A 17,448-nucleotide genomic window follows, 5' to 3' on the forward strand; every position below is an offset into this window, starting at 1 on the left:
GGCTCAGCCCTCGTCGCCCGCGGGGCCGGACTCGGAATCGGCCGACTCCGCCGGGCTCAGTTCCGCCGGATTCAGCTCCGCGGAGAGCAGCGACGCCGACTCGACGAACAGCGCGACAGCCAGCGGGCCGGCGACGACGCCGAGCGCGCCGAGGGTGAGCGCGCCGCCGAAGAACCCCACGAAGTAGAGGCTCCCCGGGATCCGCGCCGTCTCGCGGGCGAGTCGGGGGCGGATGAGCACGTCCGGGAGCCACGCGACGACGAAGCCGCCGACGAGGAAGACGAGCGCCGCCTGGACCGGCTGGCCGAGCGCGACGTGGTAGGCCGCCAGCCCGGCCAAGAGGACGCTCGGGCCGACGATCGGGATGAACTGGAGGACGGCGGCGATGGTCGCGAGCGTCACGACCGCGTCGTAGCCGAGCGCGAAGAAGACCGGGACGGCGAGGACGAACGTGCCGAGCGCGGTGACCGCCTGGAGGACGTAGATCGCGAACAGCGTGTCGCGGGCGCGGCGGTTGAGCGACCGGGCGGCGTCGCGGTAGGTCGGGGGCACGAGCGCCAGCGCCGCGCGGTGGGCGTCCTCGCCGTAGAACAGCAGCGAGTAGACGAGGAAGACGAACAGCGTGACCTTCACGAGCAGGACGGGCGCGGCCGTCGCGGCGCGGCGGGCGGCGCGCTCGACGACGACGACCGCGAGGTCGGTGAGCGACTCCAGCGTGAGGAGGTACTCGAACCCCAGGACCGAAATATCGATCTCCGCCGGGAGCAGGCCGATCACGGCGACGAAGGAGTCGAAGCGGAGGTACGCCACGACCGCCAGCGGCGCGAGGAGCAGCAGCGTCGCCAGGAACGCCGCCGCGGTCGTGCCGGCACTCGCGACCCGGCGGGACTGCCCCCGATCGACGATCTCCTGGCGGAGCGGCCACAGGAGGTACGCGACGGTGACGGCGAAGAAGACCGTCCCGAGGACCGACGCCAGGAGGGCGGCCGCGAGCGCGCCGGCGGCGACGAACAGGCCCCCGAGCGCGTACCGACGATGCTGTGACATACCTCGGGCCTCAGGGCGCGGGATGATGAACGTTGCTACGGGAGCGGGGCCGGCCGGGACTGGGTTCGGTCGGCGATTCACCACGGTTAAATACCACTGAGTGTGATCACTCGGTAATGAGACGGAGAACGTTCCTTCGTGCGGTCGGTGCGGGCGGCGTCGCTGGGCTGGCCGGCTGTACCGGCGGCGACGGCGGCTCCACCGAGACGAGCGGCGGCGAGACTGAGACCGCGACCGGAACGGCGACCGGGACGGCCGGCGGCACGCCCGAACTGGTCGTCGCGACCTACGGCGCGTTCGTCGACGCGCCCTCGACGAGCCCCGGGCCGTGGATCAAGGAGGCCTTCGAGTCGGAGTTCGACGCGACGCTCACCTTCGCGACGCCCGACAGCGAGATCAACTACTTCATCGAGCGGGCGCTCCGCGACGTCGAGATCGAGGCCGACGCCTACGTCGGGCTCAACGTCGATATGCTCATCCGGATCGACGAGCGGCTCGACGACGGGCTGTTCACGGCCGTCGACGACGTCGACGGCCAGGGCGACGTCAAGGACGGGCTGAACTTCGATCCGCAGGGCCGGATCGTCCCCTACGACACCAGCTACGTCAGTCTGGTCTACAACGAGACGATGGACGGCGGGGAGTTCGCCGCGCCGGAGACCTTCGACGGCCTGCTCGAATCCGCCTACGAGGGCGACCTCCTCGTCCAGAACCCGGCCGCGAGCTCGACGGGGAAGTCCTTCCTCCTCCACACGATCAAGGCGAAGGGCGAGGACGGCTACCTCGACTACTGGCAACGGCTCCAGGACAACGGCGCGCGCGTCCTCTCCGATTGGAGCACCTCGTACAACGCCTACCTGGAGGAGGAGGCGCCGATGGTCGTCTCCTACTCGACCGACCAGGTGTACGCCAACCGCGAGGGCCAAGACCTCGCGAAGCACCGGATTCGGTTCCTGAACGATCAGGGCTACGCCTACCCCGAGGGGATGTCGGTCTTCCGCGACGCCGACGACCCCGACCTCGCACGGCGGTTCCTCGAATTCATGCTCCGGCCCGACGTCCAGGGCGAGATCGCCCAGCGGAACGTCGCGTTCCCGGCGACGACGACCGCCGAACTCCCCGGCGACTTCGCCGAGTACGCCCAGGCGCCGCCGGAAGCAGTCACCTTCACGTACGACGCCCTGCGAGACAACGTGAGTGAGTGGACCTCGGCGTGGGAACGGCAGTTCGCCAGCAACTGACGCCGGAGGCGACGACGGACCATCCGTGAGTACCGCCCTTCGGGACGCCGCGTCCGGACTCGGGAGTCGCCTCCGAGCGGCGGCCTCGGCGATCGAGGCCCGCCTCCTGACCCTGGGGATGGTCGCGACCGCGCTCGTCCTCGTCGTGGTCTTCTACTACCCGGTCGCGACGGTGTTCGTCGACAGCGTCCTCGTCGACGGGCAATTCACGATCGAGCCCCTGGTCTCGGTGCTGACCTCGCGGTTCTACCTCGTCGAGATCTTCGGCTTCACCGCCTATCAGGCGCTCCTGTCGACAGTCGCGTCCGTCGTCTTGGGCCTGCCGGGCGCCTGGCTCCTGGCGCGCTTCGAGTTCCCCGGCCGGGAGACGCTCCGGTCGCTGACGATCCTCCCGTTCGTGATGCCGTCGATCATGGTCGCGATCGGCTTCGTCGCGACGTTCGGACAGAACGGGACGCTGAACGCGGTCCTGCGGGCGCTCGGGCTGCCGACGGTCGAACTGCTCTTCACGCTGCCGGCGATCGTCATCGCGCACGCGTTCTACAACGCGCCGCTCGTGGCGCGGGTGACGACCGCGGCCTGGGAGAGCGTCGACGCCTCGGCGATCGAGACCGCACGGAGCCTCGGCGCGTCGCCGACGCGGGCCTTCCGCGACGTCGTCGTGCCCCAGTTGCTCCCCGCGGTGGCGGTCGGCGCGACGCTGACGTTCGTGTTCACGTTCGCGTCGTTCCCGATCGTGCTGGCGCTCGGCGGCTTCCGGCTGGCCACCGTCGAGGTGTTCATCTACTCGCGGATCCAGAACCTCGCGTACGCCGAGGCCGCCTCGCTGGCGGTCGTCGAGACCGCGATCTCGCTGGGGCTGACGTACCTCTATCTCCGCTACGAGGGTCGACAGCGGGCGTCCGGGCAGGGCGCGCGGCCGCAACCCAGACGGTCGCTGTGGCCCAGGCGTGGCGGTGCCGAGGACGGGATCGGAGCCGACGCCTGGGACCTCCGGGAGATCGCGACGCGAGTCGGGATCGCGGCCTACGCCCTCGTCGTCCTCGCGGTGTTCGTCGTCCCGATCGCCTCGATGGTGCTGACGAGCCTCACCGGGCCCGAAGGCGAGCTGTCACTCCGGCACTACCGCTTCCTCCTGGAGCGCCAGCGGACCGGCGCGGCCTACCAGGTCCGGCCGCTCCCGGCGATCGAGAACTCGCTGCTGTTCGGCGCGGGGACGCTCCTCGTGGCGGTCCCGATGGGCGTCCTGATGGCGGTGCTGACGACGCGGGACTTCCGCGGGCGGGCGGTCGTCGACGCGCTGTCGATGGCGCCGCTGGCGGTCTCGGGGATCGTCGTCGGCCTCGGCCTTCTCCGGGGGCTCGTGTTCGGCGTCGAGGTCTTCGGGACGCGGCTCACCGTGACCGGCGCGCTCGCGGTCGTCGCGGCCCACGCCGTTGGCGCGTATCCGTTCGTGACGCGGAACGTCGCCCCGCTGTTGCGGAACCTCGATCCGAGACTGGTCGAGTCCGCGCGGAGCCTCGGCGCGAGTCGGGCGCGGGCGCTCGTCGACATCGAACTCCCGCTCGTCGCCGCCGGCGTCGTCGCGGGCGCGGCCTTCGCCTTCGCGATCAGCATCGGAGAGTTCGACTCGACGGTCGTCCTCGCGGAGGGGTCGACGAGCTACACGATGCCCGTCGCCGTCGAGCGCTACCTCGGGCGGCGGCTGGGCCCGGCGACCGCGATGGGCTGTCTCTTACTCCTGGTGACGAGCCTGAGCTTCGTCGTGATCGAGCGGTTCGGGGGCCAGTACAGCGGCCGGGGAGGATTCTGAGAATGGAACTGACACTCGACGGCGTGCGGAAGGCGTACGGCGAGACGACCGCCCTCGGCGGGAGCGGCGGCATCGACCTCCAGGTGAACGACGGGGAGTTCTTCACGCTCGTCGGCCCCTCGGGCTGCGGCAAGACCACGACGCTCCGGCTGGTGGCGGGGTTCGAGCCGCCCACGGCGGGCGAGATCCGATTCGACGGCCGCGAGATGCGCGGCGTGCCGCCCGAAGACCGGGGCGTCGGCGTCGTGTTCCAGAACTACGCGCTCTTCCCGCACCTCTCGGTCGCCGAGAACGTCGCCTACGGACTCCGGTTCGCCGATCCGCCCGGCGGCGAGATCCGCGAGGAGCGGGTGGCGTCGCTCCTCGAACTGGTGGACCTCCCCGACGCGGGCGACCGCGACCCCAACGAACTCTCCGGGGGGCAACAGCAGCGCGTCGCGCTCGCGCGGGCGCTGGCGCCCGGGCCGGATCTTTTACTCTTGGACGAACCGATGAGCGCGCTCGACGCCCGCCTGCGGGAGCGCCTCCGGATGCAGGTCAAGGAGATCCAGTCGGAGCTCGGGATCACCACGGTCTACGTGACCCACGACCAGGAGGAGGCGCTGGCGATCTCGGACCGCGTGGCCGTGATGAACGACGGCGAGGTGGCGCAGGTCGGGACGCCGCGGGACGTGTACCGCCGCCCCGCCACCCGGTTCGTGGCGAACTTCGTCGGCGACAACAACGTCTTCGAGGGGACGGTCGTCGACGTCGATATCGACATCGGCACCGACGTCCGGGGCGTCGAGGGCATCGATACCGAGATCGGCGCCGGGAATGGGAACGGGGACTCGGCCAGAACGGGCGGATCCGGCGACGAACCCGGTAAATCTCCAGGTGAAAGAGAGGGGTTCGGCGCCGTCGCAGTCGACGTCGGCGGAAAGCGGATGGCGGTCACGACCGAACGCGCGGTCGACCCCGGCGATCGGGTGCTGTTCTGCGTGCGGCCCGAGTCAATGCGCGTGTTCGGCGGATCGCGCTCGGACGAGTCGGGGCTCCGCTCGTCGGCGTCGAGCGGTTCGGAGAACATCCTCGACGCCACGGTGTCGAACGCGGAGTTCCTGGGCGAGTCCACCCGGTCGTACCTGGCGTGGCGCGGCCGCGAACTGACGGTCCGGACGGTCGATCCCCTCAACGGCGACGTGCGCGTCGGCTTCGACCCCGCGGCGGCCCACGTCGTCGAGGTCGGTGACAGTGGGTGAGCGAGACTGATGATCCGCGGCGGATGAGCGGGTGCGGCTGACGCAGTCGGAAGATCAGGGCGCGACGCCGACGGTGAGGAGCGTTCCGTACGTCCGGTAGCGCTCGACCATCGCCTCGCGGGAGTCCCAATCGTCGGTCGGGAACGCTTCCGCGGAGGGGATCTCGACCTCGCGGTCGGGGATGTTGTCCTGGCCGGCGACGGAGAGTCCGGCGTCGCGGAACGCCTCGCGGTATTCGTCCCCGGACCAGCGGGTCATCTCGACGTCGATCCGCTCCTGCCACGCGTGGGAGTGGACGTTCTCCTCGTAGTAGTTCACTGCGCAGTAGAAGGTGCCGCCGGGGCGGAGCACCCGCCGGACCTCTTCGAGAGTGTGGTGCGGATCGGCGGCGTAGTAGAACGCCTCCATACTCCAGACGTGGTCGATCGAGCCGTCGGCGAAGGGGAGTGCGTCGAAGTCGCCGACGACGTAGGCGACGTCGGGGTCGTCGGTGTAGGAGCGGGCGTTCCGGACCATCTCCGGCGACCCGTCGAGGCCGTAGACCCGCCCGGCGTCCTGCGTCTCGCGGAGCGCGCGGCCCGCGTAGCCGCTGCCGCAGCCGAGATCGAGGATCGTGTCCCCCGGCTCGACGGGCATCCGTGCGAGGGCGTGCTTCGCCGTGTGCCAGTGTCGCTCTTCCATTCCCCGGTCGCGGCCGTCGGCCGCCCAGGCGTCGAACTCGGCGCGAACGCTCATACTCGTCCGTCGGGCGGGCGGCACAAGAACGGTCTGCTTCCACGGGCCGGTCGCTTTCCGCGGGCGACGTCGCGGCGGCCGCCGACTTCCCTGCACGTATATATGCCAGGCCCCGTCGATGGGACGTATGGTCGGACGCCGTCGGCGCTTCGCGCTCTCCGATACCGCCCAGCAGATCATCGGGGGCTTCCTGCTCGCCGGGCCGTTCGTCGTCACCGAGGAGGTGTGGGTCCTCGCGCGGAGCATGTCGTGGCCCCAGGCGCTCCTGACGGTCGTCATCGTCTTCGTCATCGGCTACGGCGCGCTCTACAAGGCCGACGACCGCGACCCGGACAGAGAGACCGAAGTCGGCGGGGTGCCCGTGCGGTTCATCTCGCTCGTCTCCGTTTCGTACCTCTCGGTGGTGATCCTCGCCGTCGCGTTCAACGCGCCCGGGACGTTCCTCGGCGTGGATGCCGGAGCGGGCTCGTTGCGACCGCTCGTCGTTCCGGCGGGGCTCGGCGCGACCGTCAAGGCGATCAGCATCGGCGCGATATTCAGCGTGATCGGGGCGGCGACCGCCGACTCGCTGTACTGACCCCACAGACCGAGGGCGACCTCGGGACGTCTCCCGCATCGTTAAGTCGACGCGGCCGGACCAACGGGTATGGATTACACGCTCGCTATCGAGAACGCACCGGATTCGATCCCGGGCGGTACCGGAGTCCTCCTCCTCCATCCGAGCATCGGGGCGACAGACCGGATCGACACCGACTTCCTGAAGACCGACACCGATCACTTCCTCGTCGTCTCCACCCGAACGACGGCCCGCGAGGTCGAACAGAAGCTCGAACACTACGACGTCGACGAATCGAAGGCGGTCGTCCTCGACACCCTCTCTGTCGAGCGCGGCTACTCGCGGCGCGGGAGCGAGCGCGTCCACTACGTCGCCGCCCCCGACGACCTGGACGGGATCGTCCAGAAGACCCGGGAGTTTCTGGAGTCCCACGACGGGAAGGTACGCGTCAGCGTCGATTCGGTGACCGAGATGGCGTACTACGCCGACGTCGACGGCGCGTACGAGGCGAGCAAACAGCTCCTCGAACTGCTCGACGAACACGACGCGGTCGGGCTGTTCCACCTCTCGAACGAGGTCCACGACGAGGAGACGATCCGACGGTTCCGCGACCTGTTCGACGGGATCGTCGAACTCGACGTCGACGGCGGCGTGACCGCGGAGTTCTGATACTGTCGGGCGGGACCGTCCGACGGGAGGGTCACTCGTCGGCGGCGTCTTCGTCGGCCCCGTTCCCGCGGGCGTCGTCTCCGCTCGCGTCCCCGGCGGCGTCGAGCTTCTCGAAGGTCTTTTCGGCCCACTGGACCCCGTAGTCGGAGCCGTGTTCGACGAACGCCCGGGTGTCCAGGGCGGCGAACGGCGCGGGGAGGTCGAGGTCGTGTTTGACCGCCGAGCAGGCGTACTCGGTCGCCTCCGCGAACGACGTGCCGCCGCGGGCGACCGCGCGCGGAAGCGTCGAGAGCCGGCCGCGGAGCCGCTCGCCGGCGTCGGCCCAGGCGTCGTAGAGGGCGGGGTGGGCCTCCTCCCACTCGCGGAACGTCTCCCTGGTCTGGAGCCCCAGCCAGGCGTCGTAGAGCGCGGCGGCGATCTGGTAGACGTCGGCCGGGGACAGCGGGACGACCGCATCGAGCTCGCGGTAGGCGCCGTCGAAGAACGGGAGGAAGTGCTCGGGCGCGCCGGTGCCGATCTGGACGAACGCCTCCGCGACCAGGAACTCCAGGAAGTCGTCGGGGGTGCCCTCCGCGCGCTTCTTCACGAGCACGATCGGGGGGTCGGTCTGGCGGCTCCAGACGACGGTGCCGTCGCCGGGCATCCCGATCGTGAAGTCCGAGCCGGCGTATCTGACGAGCGCGTCGGGGGCGTCCGGCGGGAGCCACTCCGCCGGGTAGGTCGCTGGATCGAGGCCGTCGACGAACAGCCCCAGGTCCTCCGCCGCGGCCGGCGGAATCGTCTCGAAGTCGGTCCCGACGTCGAGGGCGACCGCGTCGGGCGCGTGGGCGTCGCGGACGGCGGCGACGGTCGAAGACAGATCGCGTCGGTCGAACATAGTGTCCCTTGTCGGTGGGATCTCTTGAGCGGCGCGGCTTCCGCAGAAGAAGAGCGGCTATCCGAACGCGAGCGCGGCAATGATGGCGATGGCGAGGACGGCCGACACACCGACGGTACCGAGGACGATCTTCGTCGCTTGGCTCATACTGACACCCTGGCAACGGGGGCGCTTAAAACCAGCCAATCCGTCGCAACGGTCGACTCGGGGCCGGAGAGACGGCATCGGGAGGGAGTAGGAGGTAGAAGGTAAGAGACGTCGCGGTCAAGGACGGGATCGGGACGGAGGTGCGGATTCCGTGAGCGACTTCAGACGTCGTCCGGATCGGGCGTCGTGTCCCACGTGTCGGGCACTTCGATGACGTACCGGCCGTCTTCCTGCAGGGAGATGATGTACTCCGTCCGGTCGTACAGCTCCATCAGATTGAGTTCGTACTCGCCGGGGGCGACGATCTTGATGCTCTCGAACTGTTCGTTGAGCTCCTCTCTGAGCTCGTCGAGATCGGGGCGCTCGTCGCTCGACGGCTCGATGACTCGACCGTCGGCGTCGGGCGGCGGGGAAGCGGTGCCGCCTGTGCCCCCTGTTTCGGGTCCGCGCTCCGACTCGTCGGGGGCCGCAGCCGCGATTTCGTCCGGCGAAACGACGTCGCTGCGGGCTTCGGCCTGCGCCGCGTCCTCAGGGGGCTCGTCGGGCGACAGCGTGTCGGCCGTCGACGATCCCGGCGGGTCGGACGACGACGCGGTCGACGCGGCCTCCGTCGAGTCGGGTGCGGGCTGGGATTCGGATCGTGGTTCGGGCTCGGATTCGGGATCGGCATCCGGTGCGTTTCGGGTGGACGCCGATCCGCCCGCCGGAGTGTCACGTCGCAGGGGCGACTCGTCCTCGTCACGCTGATTCGGCCACTCGCGGGAGGAGGCGAGGGGGTCCCGATCGGAATCGGAACCGGAATCAGGGTCGGAATCCGCAGACGCCGAGGACTCTCCGAGCGCTCGGTCGGCCGCGTCGCTCCAGGCCGTCGAAGTCCCGGTTCCGGGGTCGGAGTCGGAAACTGAGTCAGAGGCGGATCCGGACTCGGGAGCGTCGGCCCCCGCGCCGGGCGCGCGTGTGTCCGATCGATTTTCCGGGGCGGTCCGCTCGCTCTCCGGAGTGGCGTCGGACTTTCGGGCGGTGGTCCCGCCCTCCGGACTGCTCGTTCCCTCGTCCGGCGTCGTCGCCGAGGCCGGGCGGAACTGGAACTTGTTGCCGCCGCAGTTCGGACACCCCGACAGCATCTCCTTCGACCCGTCGGCGAACACTCGACCGCAGTTCGTGCATTCGTGAGGCATCTGTGGTTACTGGGGGGCTGTGGTCGGGGCGGGAGCCGGGGGCGGCGTCATCGGTGTGTCCCTGTCATCGGTCACTTGTCTGGCCGTGCCTCGCTCACTTCCGCGAGACGAGCGCGCTGATGAGGTTCTCGTCCTTGTGGAGCGTCTCGATCTGGTTCGCGGGACCGATGACGGTGAGCTTCTTGTCCGACTCCTTGCCCATCAGGCGCCCGAGGAGGCCCTGATTTCCCTTCCGGGACTGGGGGTAGGTCTCGATCTCGATCCCGTTGAACTCGTCGGGGCTGATCTCGGTCATCGTGACCTCGATGAGCTTCGACTCCTCGTCGGGCGAGAGCCCCTCTTCGAGGACGACGATGTTGCCGTCGCGGACGCCATCGAGGATGAGACGGATCTTCTCCATACTCGTCAGCCCCTCCATCCGGGCACCGCTGATCAGGTCGATCTGGACGCCGTCTCCGGTCTCACCTGGTGTAACTTCCGGCATCGTGGTCACCCGAAGTACTCCGCGATCTTCGCGTAGACTTCGTCCATGTTGTTCCCCTCCAGCGCCGACAGCGGGACAGTCTCGTGCTGGGGGAACGCGTTGGCGATGCGCTGGACGTTCGAGTCTTCGAGGTCGGTCTTGTTCGCGAAGATGAGCACGGGGAGATCCTGGCTCTCGATGATCCCGATGAGCATCGTGTTGACCTGCGTGAACGGGTCCTCGGTGCTGTCGAGCACGTAGATGACGCCGTCGACGTCCTCGCGGAGCCAGTGCATCGCCTCCGCGACGCCCTCGGTCGCCTCGCGGGACCGCCGGACGGCGTCGTCTTTGTCCATATCGTGTTCGAGGAACTCCTTGTAGTCGACCTTCGTCGTCACGCCCGGCGTGTCGACGATGTCGATGCTCACGGTCTTGCCGTCGCGCTCGATCTCGACGTTCTCCTTTCGGCGTGCGCGTCGGGTCTCGTGGGGGATGTGGCTCTCGGGGCCGACGGCGTCGCCGGTCCAGTCGCGTGCGATTCGGTTTGCGAGGGTCGTCTTCCCGGCGTTGGGTGGTCCGTAGATGCCGATCCGCTTGGGCTCGGCATCCGAGAACATCCGGTCGACGGCCCGTGAGATGCTATCTCTGAGGTCTGTGAACAGTCCCATCCTGGCCTCCCGCGCCTCCCGATCCGATCCGTGGTCGTGGAGGGCGTATGGAGGTATCACATTCCCGTGTTCACTTAAACACTGCGTCAGACGGCCCGCAGAGCGGAGGTCGATACGGAGAATTCGAACGGTTCAGGTCGGTGATAGGCCGGTTCCGGTACCGGACTCGATAGCAGATGTCGCGAACGGATCGTCGGGATCGAGTTCGAGCGAACGAAACGACAGTCGCTTCCTGTGTCTGCCTACCGTCCCGATCCTCTCCCGATCTCCGGTCTCCCGACTCCTAATCACCAACTCCCCTCCCGACACCCAACTCCCCCACCCCTTCGTTTCAACTGGAAACGTCCGACCCTGTGTGACAGAACGCGCTCGGGAATAAAATCCGTATAAAAGTATAATAAAATTAAATAATAGATGTTGTTGTTTTATTTCTAGTTTTGGAGTACGGGTCTGTTTTCTATTCTGCTGTGATAAAGCTACCGCTATCTAGAGCACCCGCTCACCCACCCCACCCCATCGATCGCTGTTCCACTCGAAACGAAGGGGTGGGGGAGGGGCCGACCGAGTATCCTCGAATCCGAGAACTGTTACCAAGTCAAATCGTGTCGATGTCGACCGAGAATCCCGGCTCGCCCAGTGGTACATCACGGGCGAGTGCCGATCGTGCCGAGAGATTCACAGCGAGATGACCGAAACCCGAGCGTATCAGCCTCTCTTGCACCACTTCCGAGCGATTCGGTTCAGGTATCGACGCGTCGGTTCGTGTCTCCCAAGAGAAAAGAGGCAAGTTTTTTGTAGGACCTGTTCGTCTGGTTCGTCTGCATCAACTGGACACGTCGCCGAGAGAAAAACGCCGCAATTCGGTTTTTCTCTCCCTACACGTCGGATCTACCGGACGCGGGGACGTGATTTCCAGTCGAAATTGGGGGGTTCATCGATGGACGAAGACACGCAATCCGGGAACGAAGGCACTGCCGACGGGGGCGACGACGTCGAGTCCGACACGCGACCCGACGCTCGCTCACTCGTCGAGGAAGCGGAGCCGAACGGGGACGAGACGGCTGATAGCTCTGACGCCGTCGACGGTTCGCCCGGCGGCGACGGCGCGCGCAGCGGCGGTTCGACCGCCGATCGCGACGCCCAGAACGCGGCGATCACGGACGAGTTCCCGGTCGACTCACCGACGGACGACTCGGACGGGTCCGACGATGTCGACGGGTCGACCGAATCCGACGAGTCCGACGGAGCGGACGACCCGTCCGTCTCCGACCCACCGGTGGAGGCCGGCTCGTCCGCCGCCGACGGGGACGACTCGCCGACCGCGACGACCGCGGAGGACATCGACATCGGCGAGAGCATCGGCCCGAGCGACCCGAGTTCGCTCCGGATCGGCGGGTCCGGGTCGGCTTCGTACACCGACTCGGACGCGGAGACCGACGCCGTCGACGACGCGGACCCCGACGCGCGGTCGTCGGATCTCAGCCTCGACGAGGTCGTCCTCGACGACGACGACAGCCAGGGGCTCTTCGACGACCTGCTCTCGGGCGAGCCCATCTTCGAGAACAAGGAGGTCCTCCGGCCCTCCTACACCCCCCACGAACTCCCCCACCGGACCGAGCAGATCAACCAGATGGCGACGATCCTCGTCTCGGCGCTGCGCGGCGAGACCCCCTCGAACATCCTGATCTACGGGAAGACCGGGACCGGCAAGACCGCGAGCGCGAAGTTCGTCAGCCAGGAGCTGGAGTCGACCTCCAAGAAGTACGACGTCCCCTGCGAGGTCGAGTACATCAACTGCGAGGTCACCGACACCCAGTACCGCGTCCTCGCGCAGCTCGCGAACAAGTTCATCGAGAAGAACCAGGACGTCATCGACGACGAACTCGAAGAACTGACCGACCTGCGCGACTCGGCGTCGAACACCGCCGACGCGGACGCGGCGCTCGTCGGCACCGACTTCGAGACGGTCGCCGACGTCGAGGCCCGAATCGAGGAGCTCGAAGCCGACCGCGACGAGATGGAGCAGGTGCCGATGACCGGGTGGCCGACGGACCGCGTCTACTCCACGTTCTTCGACGCCGTCGACTACGAGGAGCGCGTCGTCGTGATTATGCTCGACGAGATCGACAAGCTCGTCGAGAAGTCCGGCGACGACACGCTCTACAATCTCTCGCGGATGAACTCCGAGCTCGACAACTCCCGGATCTCCATCATGGGGATCTCGAACGACCTGAAGTTCACCGACTTCCTCGACCCCCGCGTCAAGTCCAGCCTCGGCGAGGAGGAGATCGTCTTCCCGCCGTACGACGCGAATCAGCTCCGCGACATCCTCCAGCACCGCGCGAACGTCGCGTTCAAGCAGGACGCGCTCACCGACGACGTCATCCCGCTGTGTGCGGCCTTCGCCGCGCAGGAACACGGCGACGCCCGGCGTGCGCTCGATCTCCTCCGGACTGCGGGCGAACTCGCCGAGCGCGGGCAGGCCGACACCGTCGAGGAGGCCCACGTCCGCAAGGCCCAGGACAAGATCGAACTCGACCGCGTCGTCGAGGTGGTACGCACCCTCCCCACCCAGTCGAAGATCGTCCTCTTCGCGACCATCCTCCTGGAGAAGAACGGCGTCCGCAACGTGAACACCGGCGAGGTGTTCAACATCTACAAGCGGCTCTGCGAGGAGATCGACGCCGACGTCCTCACCCAGCGCCGCGTGACCGACCTGATCTCCGAACTCGATATGCTCGGCATCGTCAACGCCGTCGTCGTCTCGAAGGGCCGGTACGGGCGCACGAAGGAGATCTCGCTTTCGGTCCCGATCGAGGAGACCGAGGCGGTGCTGCTGTCGGACTCCCGGCTGGGCGACATCGAGAACGCCCAGCCGTTCGTGCAGGCGCGGTTCGACAACTGATAGTGATCGCTCTCGTCTCTTACCGCCGAACGCTACTCTAATACTCCTGGCCGCAGACCGTACCGACCGTGTTCGACGAGATAATGGAGAAGTTCGAGGGGAGCCCGAGCCAGCAGGAGGTCATCCGGCTCCTCTTGGAGCGCGGCTTCTCGGTCAACGACGACGGGCGCGTCGTCTCCGGCGGGATCGAGATCCCGAACACGGGGATCGCCCGCGAGATCGGCGTCGACCGCCGCGTCGTCGACTCCACCACCACGGCGATCCTCGAAGACGAAGAGCTCCGGCGCATCTTCCAGAACATCTCGTCGATCCCGAGTCTGATGGACCTCGCGCCCGTCCTCGACCTCTCGGTGCTCACCGTCGAGGTCAACGACGCCGAGCGCCCCGGCATCGTCGCGGAGGTCACCACCCGGCTCGCCGACCGCGGCATCTCGATCCGACAGACGATCAGCGAGGACCCCGAGTTCACCGACGAGCCGAAGCTCTACGTCATCACCGACGAGCCGGTCCCCGGTGACCTCCTGAACGAGCTCTCCGAACTGGCGTTCGTCCGCCGCATCAGCATCGCGTGACCTCCGATCCAGACTCCGGGCCCGGACCCGGACCCGAATCCGGTTCTGCTCCCGACGCCGACAGCGACTCGACCGCCGACCGCGCCGACACCTTCCGGACCGTCGACGGCCCCGGCGAGGCCGCCTTCGAGATCCGCGGCTCGGAGTTCGTCGGCTACGTCGCGCCCGCGGACTCGGTCGACGCCGCCGAGTCGTTCGTCGAGCGCATCCGCGAGCGCCACGCCGACGCGACGCACAACGTCCCCGCGTACCGCGTCCCCGCCGGCGAGGGCGGAAGCGCCCGATCGCCCGACGGCTCGACGATGCTCCGCGAGTACCAGTCCGACGACGGCGAGCCGAGCGGCTCGGCGGGGAAGCCGGCCCTGAACGTCCTCGTCCAGCGGGAACTCCGAAACGTCGCCGCGGTCGTCACGCGCTACTACGGCGGGACGAACCTCGGCGTCGGCGGCCTCGCCCGAGCCTACTCCCGCGCGGTGAAGGAGGCCGTCGACGACGCCGGCGTCGTCGAGTCCGTCCCCCACGAGCGCTTTTCGGTCACCGTCGCGTACGACGACTCCGGGACCGTCCGCGGCCTCCTGGAGAGCGAGGGCGTCGAGTTCGACGCGTCCTACGAGGCCGAGGTGTCGTTTTCGGTCCGGGCGCCCGTCGACTCGGCCGCCGACCTCCGGGACCGGATCCGGAGCGCCACAAGCGGGCGCGCGTCCATCGAGCGCTGACGCAGTCGATTGCTGATGCGGCCGATTAGCGATCTCAGATCCGCCCCGCCCCACCCGTCGCGACCCTCGCCATCCCCGACGACCGCGTCCGCGACGCGTCGTGCGTACTGTTCTCACATCCCGGCTCCCGATCCTATTGGGGTCGGCTTCCCGCGGTTCCTTTCGAACCGAATTCGCACGACACCACCGACGTTCGAGGTGAAATCGAGGGGTCCGCATCGGGGCGCCGGGTTCCCTCCCGACGTTTCGGTGCGTCCGATACGTGACTCGTTCTCACAGTTCGGCTCCTGATCCTATTGGGGTCGGCTTCCGGCGGTTCGTTTCGAAATGAATCCGGACGACGGCGGCGTTATTCGAGGCGAAACCGGGGGGTTCGGTCCGGTCGGGCCCCAAGGCTCAAACCGGCTTTTGTGTCACCCCCGGGTACTTGGGGGCGGCTCCTGAAGGGCCGGTATGGTCGACATCGACTCCGAGACGCTGTTCAACGGCGCGGCGGCGGCCCTCACCACGATCGCCGTCCTCTTTTTCGTCTTCAACGTCGAGTGGGGCTACTCGCCGGTCTCGAAGGTCCTGCTCGCGCTGGCGTTCCTCGCGGGCGTCTTCGCGATCACCCAGCGGACCGAGGACAGACAGCTCACGTTCCTCGGCTACGCCTCTCTCGTCATCTCACTCGTCGGGCTCCTCTTCTATCTGGTGAACACGTTCGCCGGAGACGACGTGGTCGCCGTCGTCGGACTGCTGGTGCTCGCGGTGGCGCTCTTTGTGCTCCGGACCCGCTTCGACGACCGGAATCACCTGCTGACCGCCGAGCGGGCGACCACGCTCCTCGGCGTCCTCGTGGTCGTCGCGGCCGTGGTCCTCGTGGCCGATGTCGCGACCGGCGGGCTCGCCTACGAACTCCAGCCGCAGAGCCAGGTCGAGGTCGCGCAGTCGCCCCGTGGGGACCTCCGCGTCGCGTCCGTCGTCGTGACGAATCCGACGCCGCTCCCCGAGCGCGTCGAGACCCCGGACTACGCGGTCTGTGCGGCGGGCGACTGGAGCGAGTTCCGGCGGCCGAGCGAGCCCGGTCGCGAGCGGCCGCCGGTCCGCGCGAACCTGAACGTCCAGGACGGCTACAACGAACACGTGATGAGCTTCGGGTCGAAGACCTACCCCGTGACGCTGTACCTCGACGCCGCCAACGTCTCCGGGGAGACGTTCTCGGTCCGCCGGACTGACGCCTGCCCGGACGACGCCACCGGCGAGCCGTACCTCGCGATCTTCGAGTCGTCGTCGGACCGGCCGTATATGCGTCCGGTCTGAAGCGATCGCCCCCGTCGCGACCGCCCGGCTGTCTCGACCGTCCCCGCGGTCGGCGTCAGTCGACGATGATGTCGGCGTCCTCGTCGTAGCTCTCTTCGCGGGACCGCGGCTGCATCTCGGCCCGGTAGCGCTCGATCCAGTCCGCGAAGCACGCCGGACAGAGCCGCTGGCTGTCGACCTCCGAGCGGTCGACGTTCAACTGGACGGTCCGCGCGAGTGGCTCTTCGATCGGGTCGCCGCAGGCGTCGCAGGGCTCGCTCCCGGTCATACGTGCCCGTGGGCGACGCGTCGGTAAAGGTGTTCACCCCGCTCGGGCCGCAGGTCGGCCGCTCGTCGCCCCTCACGTCGTCCTGAACGCCCGGTCGCCCGCGTCGCCGAGGCCGGGCACGATGTACCCGTCGTCGTCGAGGTGGTCGTCGATGGCGACCGTCAGCAGATCCGCGTCGGGGAACTCCCGGCCGACGCGAAGCAGGCCGTCGGGCGCCGAAACCGCCGAGAGGACGAACACGTCGGCGGGATCCGCGTCGGTGGAGCCGAGGACGTGGTCGAGGACGGCGCACATCGTCGAGCCCGTCGCGAGCATCGGGTCGGCCACGATGACGGTGTCGTCGTCGGTGATCTCGGGGATCTTCACGTAGTCGATGGTGATCGGGAACTCCCCCTCGTCGTTCATCCCGGCCTCCTCGTCGCGGCCGGCGCTGATGACGCCCTGTTTGGCTCGCGGGAACGCCTTCAGGAGCCCCTCGACGAACGGCGTCGCCGCGCGCAGGACGTTGACGATCACGACGTCGTCGAGGCCGCGGACCCGCTCGCCGGTGGTCTCGGTCAGCGGCGTCTCGACGGTGACGTACTCGGTCTCCATCGCGCCGTCGATGATCTCGTAGCCGCAGATCCGGCCGAGCTTGACGAGCCCCTTCCGGAACGCCACCTGCTCGGTCTCGACGTCGCGGAGTCGCGAGAGCGTGTCCTTCGCGAGTGCGTGCGTGATCAGATACGCGTCGTCGCGGTCTTCGATGGCCATTGTCCCACAGTCGCGGCACGACCTACATAACTCACGGGGTCGCTCACCGGCGTCACTCGCGGGCGCCGCCGTCGCCGGTCGCCCCGCCGTCGCTACCGCGTGACGACGTAGGTGACCGCCATCACCACGAGTGCCAGCGACGCCACGTTCACCGGCGTGAACGCCGCGATATCGGCGAAGCTCAGTCCCCAGATAACGACCGCCGCGAAGATCGACGAGAGGACGAGGTTCATCGCGAAGAGCACGCGCGGGTCTCCTTCCGAGGTCGTCTCCATACGATGGCGTCGGGGGCGGCCT

Annotated in this window: 19 protein-coding genes; 9 read left to right on the forward strand and 10 right to left on the reverse strand. The window is 68.2% G+C overall.

Annotated features, from left to right (window positions below):
- Nucleotides 1–3: 3 nt before the first annotated feature.
- On the reverse strand, nt 4–1,047 hold the full coding sequence (locus OS889_RS02060) for an AI-2E family transporter (protein ID WP_372386838.1): 1,044 nt from the start codon (nt 1,045–1,047) through the stop codon (nt 4–6).
- A gap of 116 nt (nt 1,048–1,163) precedes the next feature.
- Here OS889_RS02060 and OS889_RS02065 point away from each other — a divergent pair, with 116 nt between their 5' ends.
- From OS889_RS02065 to OS889_RS02075, 3 genes are all read left to right on the forward strand, one after another.
- Entirely contained in the window at nt 1,164–2,288 is a 1,125-nt protein-coding gene (locus OS889_RS02065) for a thiamine ABC transporter substrate-binding protein (RefSeq protein ID WP_372386839.1), read from the forward strand.
- Nucleotides 2,289–2,406: 118 nt separating this feature from the next.
- Nucleotides 2,407–4,101, forward strand: a complete 1,695-nt coding sequence (locus OS889_RS02070) for an ABC transporter permease (protein WP_372391513.1) — start codon at nt 2,407–2,409, stop codon at nt 4,099–4,101.
- A 2-nt stretch (nt 4,102–4,103) separates the two neighbouring features.
- Nucleotides 4,104–5,342, forward strand: a complete 1,239-nt coding sequence (locus OS889_RS02075) for an ABC transporter ATP-binding protein (protein ID WP_372386840.1) — start codon at nt 4,104–4,106, stop codon at nt 5,340–5,342.
- A gap of 54 nt (nt 5,343–5,396) precedes the next feature.
- On the opposite strand, the gene OS889_RS02080 is transcribed toward OS889_RS02075, so the two are convergent.
- Nucleotides 5,397–6,077: a class I SAM-dependent methyltransferase gene (locus OS889_RS02080; RefSeq protein ID WP_372386841.1), complete on the reverse strand. Its 681-nt coding sequence runs from the start codon at nt 6,075–6,077 to the stop codon at nt 5,397–5,399.
- 127 nt (nt 6,078–6,204) lie between these two features.
- Here OS889_RS02080 and OS889_RS02085 point away from each other — a divergent pair, with 127 nt between their 5' ends.
- Nucleotides 6,205–6,654 (forward strand): DUF2391 family protein, encoded by a 450-nt coding sequence (locus OS889_RS02085; protein WP_372386843.1) that lies wholly within the window; start codon nt 6,205–6,207, stop codon nt 6,652–6,654.
- A 69-nt stretch (nt 6,655–6,723) separates the two neighbouring features.
- Nucleotides 6,724–7,302, forward strand: coding sequence for a DUF7090 family protein (locus OS889_RS02090; RefSeq protein WP_372386845.1), 579 nt, complete (start codon nt 6,724–6,726; stop codon nt 7,300–7,302).
- A gap of 31 nt (nt 7,303–7,333) precedes the next feature.
- Here the strand turns inward: OS889_RS02090 and OS889_RS02095 are convergent, their stop codons facing one another.
- The 5 genes from OS889_RS02095 to dipA form a co-directional block, all read right to left on the reverse strand.
- A complete protein-coding gene (locus OS889_RS02095; protein WP_372386847.1) occupies nt 7,334–8,179 on the reverse strand; it encodes a DUF7089 family protein in 846 nt (281 codons plus the stop codon).
- A 57-nt stretch (nt 8,180–8,236) separates the two neighbouring features.
- The gene (locus OS889_RS16790) at nt 8,237–8,326 is read right to left on the reverse strand and encodes a hypothetical protein (RefSeq protein ID WP_435184177.1); all 90 of its coding nucleotides are present in this window, start codon (nt 8,324–8,326) and stop codon (nt 8,237–8,239) included.
- A gap of 161 nt (nt 8,327–8,487) precedes the next feature.
- Nucleotides 8,488–9,504 (reverse strand): OapC/ArvC family zinc-ribbon domain-containing protein, encoded by a 1,017-nt coding sequence (locus tag OS889_RS02100; protein ID WP_372386848.1) that lies wholly within the window; start codon nt 9,502–9,504, stop codon nt 8,488–8,490.
- Between the two features lie 94 nt (nt 9,505–9,598).
- Nucleotides 9,599–9,988, reverse strand: a complete 390-nt coding sequence (dipB, locus tag OS889_RS02105) for a divisome-positioning protein B (RefSeq protein WP_372391515.1) — start codon at nt 9,986–9,988, stop codon at nt 9,599–9,601.
- Nucleotides 9,989–9,993: 5 nt separating this feature from the next.
- Nucleotides 9,994–10,635 carry a divisome-positioning GTPase DipA gene (dipA, locus tag OS889_RS02110; protein ID WP_372386850.1) on the reverse strand — a complete coding sequence of 214 codons (642 nt, stop codon included), beginning with the start codon at nt 10,633–10,635 and terminating at the stop codon, nt 9,994–9,996.
- 937 nt (nt 10,636–11,572) lie between these two features.
- Here dipA and OS889_RS02115 point away from each other — a divergent pair.
- The 4 genes from OS889_RS02115 to OS889_RS02130 all read left to right on the forward strand — a co-directional run bounded on the left by OS889_RS02115 (nt 11,573) and on the right by OS889_RS02130 (nt 16,130).
- The gene (locus OS889_RS02115) at nt 11,573–13,540 is read left to right on the forward strand and encodes an AAA family ATPase (RefSeq protein ID WP_372386851.1); all 1,968 of its coding nucleotides are present in this window, start codon (nt 11,573–11,575) and stop codon (nt 13,538–13,540) included.
- 68 nt (nt 13,541–13,608) lie between these two features.
- Entirely contained in the window at nt 13,609–14,112 is a 504-nt protein-coding gene (trpY, locus tag OS889_RS02120; RefSeq protein ID WP_372386853.1) for a TrpY family transcription regulator, read from the forward strand.
- Nucleotides 14,113–14,243: 131 nt separating this feature from the next.
- Entirely contained in the window at nt 14,244–14,828 is a 585-nt protein-coding gene (locus OS889_RS02125) for an IMPACT family protein (RefSeq protein ID WP_372391518.1), read from the forward strand.
- 453 nt (nt 14,829–15,281) lie between these two features.
- Nucleotides 15,282–16,130 (forward strand): hypothetical protein, encoded by an 849-nt coding sequence (locus OS889_RS02130; RefSeq protein ID WP_372386855.1) that lies wholly within the window; start codon nt 15,282–15,284, stop codon nt 16,128–16,130.
- Between the two features lie 55 nt (nt 16,131–16,185).
- Here the strand turns inward: OS889_RS02130 and OS889_RS02135 are convergent, their stop codons facing one another.
- From OS889_RS02135 to OS889_RS02145, 3 genes are all read right to left on the reverse strand, one after another.
- The gene (locus OS889_RS02135; RefSeq protein ID WP_372386856.1) at nt 16,186–16,398 is read right to left on the reverse strand and encodes a DUF7569 family protein; all 213 of its coding nucleotides are present in this window, start codon (nt 16,396–16,398) and stop codon (nt 16,186–16,188) included.
- Between the two features lie 72 nt (nt 16,399–16,470).
- A complete protein-coding gene (upp, locus tag OS889_RS02140; RefSeq protein ID WP_372386858.1) occupies nt 16,471–17,151 on the reverse strand; it encodes a uracil phosphoribosyltransferase in 681 nt (226 codons plus the stop codon).
- 92 nt (nt 17,152–17,243) lie between these two features.
- Entirely contained in the window at nt 17,244–17,426 is a 183-nt protein-coding gene (locus OS889_RS02145) for a DUF8107 family protein (protein WP_372386860.1), read from the reverse strand.
- Between the last annotated feature and the right edge of the window lie 22 nt (nt 17,427–17,448).

The organism is Halobellus sp. MBLA0158 (assembly GCF_041477585.1).
In the GTDB taxonomy this organism is placed as follows: domain Archaea; phylum Halobacteriota; class Halobacteria; order Halobacteriales; family Haloferacaceae; genus Haloquadratum; species Haloquadratum rubicundus.

Excerpts from the sequence above, each read along its gene's own strand:
- OS889_RS02060 (WP_372386838.1), bottom strand. The coding sequence starts at position 1,047 with ATGTCACAGCATCGTCGGTACGCGCTCGGGGGCCTGTTCGTCGCCGCC.
- OS889_RS02065 (WP_372386839.1), top strand. The coding sequence starts at position 1,164 with ATGAGACGGAGAACGTTCCTTCGTGCGGTCGGTGCGGGCGGCGTCGCT.
- OS889_RS02070 (WP_372391513.1), top strand. The coding sequence starts at position 2,407 with ATGGTCGCGACCGCGCTCGTCCTCGTCGTGGTCTTCTACTACCCGGTC.
- OS889_RS02075 (WP_372386840.1), top strand. The coding sequence starts at position 4,104 with ATGGAACTGACACTCGACGGCGTGCGGAAGGCGTACGGCGAGACGACC.
- OS889_RS02080 (WP_372386841.1), bottom strand. The coding sequence starts at position 6,077 with ATGAGCGTTCGCGCCGAGTTCGACGCCTGGGCGGCCGACGGCCGCGAC.
- OS889_RS02085 (WP_372386843.1), top strand. The coding sequence starts at position 6,205 with ATGGTCGGACGCCGTCGGCGCTTCGCGCTCTCCGATACCGCCCAGCAG.
- OS889_RS02090 (WP_372386845.1), top strand. The coding sequence starts at position 6,724 with ATGGATTACACGCTCGCTATCGAGAACGCACCGGATTCGATCCCGGGC.
- OS889_RS02095 (WP_372386847.1), bottom strand. The coding sequence starts at position 8,179 with ATGTTCGACCGACGCGATCTGTCTTCGACCGTCGCCGCCGTCCGCGAC.
- OS889_RS16790 (WP_435184177.1), bottom strand. The coding sequence starts at position 8,326 with ATGAGCCAAGCGACGAAGATCGTCCTCGGTACCGTCGGTGTGTCGGCC.
- OS889_RS02100 (WP_372386848.1), bottom strand. The coding sequence starts at position 9,504 with ATGCCTCACGAATGCACGAACTGCGGTCGAGTGTTCGCCGACGGGTCG.
- dipB (WP_372391515.1), bottom strand. The coding sequence starts at position 9,988 with ATGCCGGAAGTTACACCAGGTGAGACCGGAGACGGCGTCCAGATCGAC.
- dipA (WP_372386850.1), bottom strand. The coding sequence starts at position 10,635 with ATGGGACTGTTCACAGACCTCAGAGATAGCATCTCACGGGCCGTCGAC.
- OS889_RS02115 (WP_372386851.1), top strand. The coding sequence starts at position 11,573 with ATGGACGAAGACACGCAATCCGGGAACGAAGGCACTGCCGACGGGGGC.
- OS889_RS02130 (WP_372386855.1), top strand. The coding sequence starts at position 15,282 with ATGGTCGACATCGACTCCGAGACGCTGTTCAACGGCGCGGCGGCGGCC.
- OS889_RS02135 (WP_372386856.1), bottom strand. The coding sequence starts at position 16,398 with ATGACCGGGAGCGAGCCCTGCGACGCCTGCGGCGACCCGATCGAAGAG.
- upp (WP_372386858.1), bottom strand. The coding sequence starts at position 17,151 with ATGGCCATCGAAGACCGCGACGACGCGTATCTGATCACGCACGCACTC.
- OS889_RS02145 (WP_372386860.1), bottom strand. The coding sequence starts at position 17,426 with ATGGAGACGACCTCGGAAGGAGACCCGCGCGTGCTCTTCGCGATGAAC.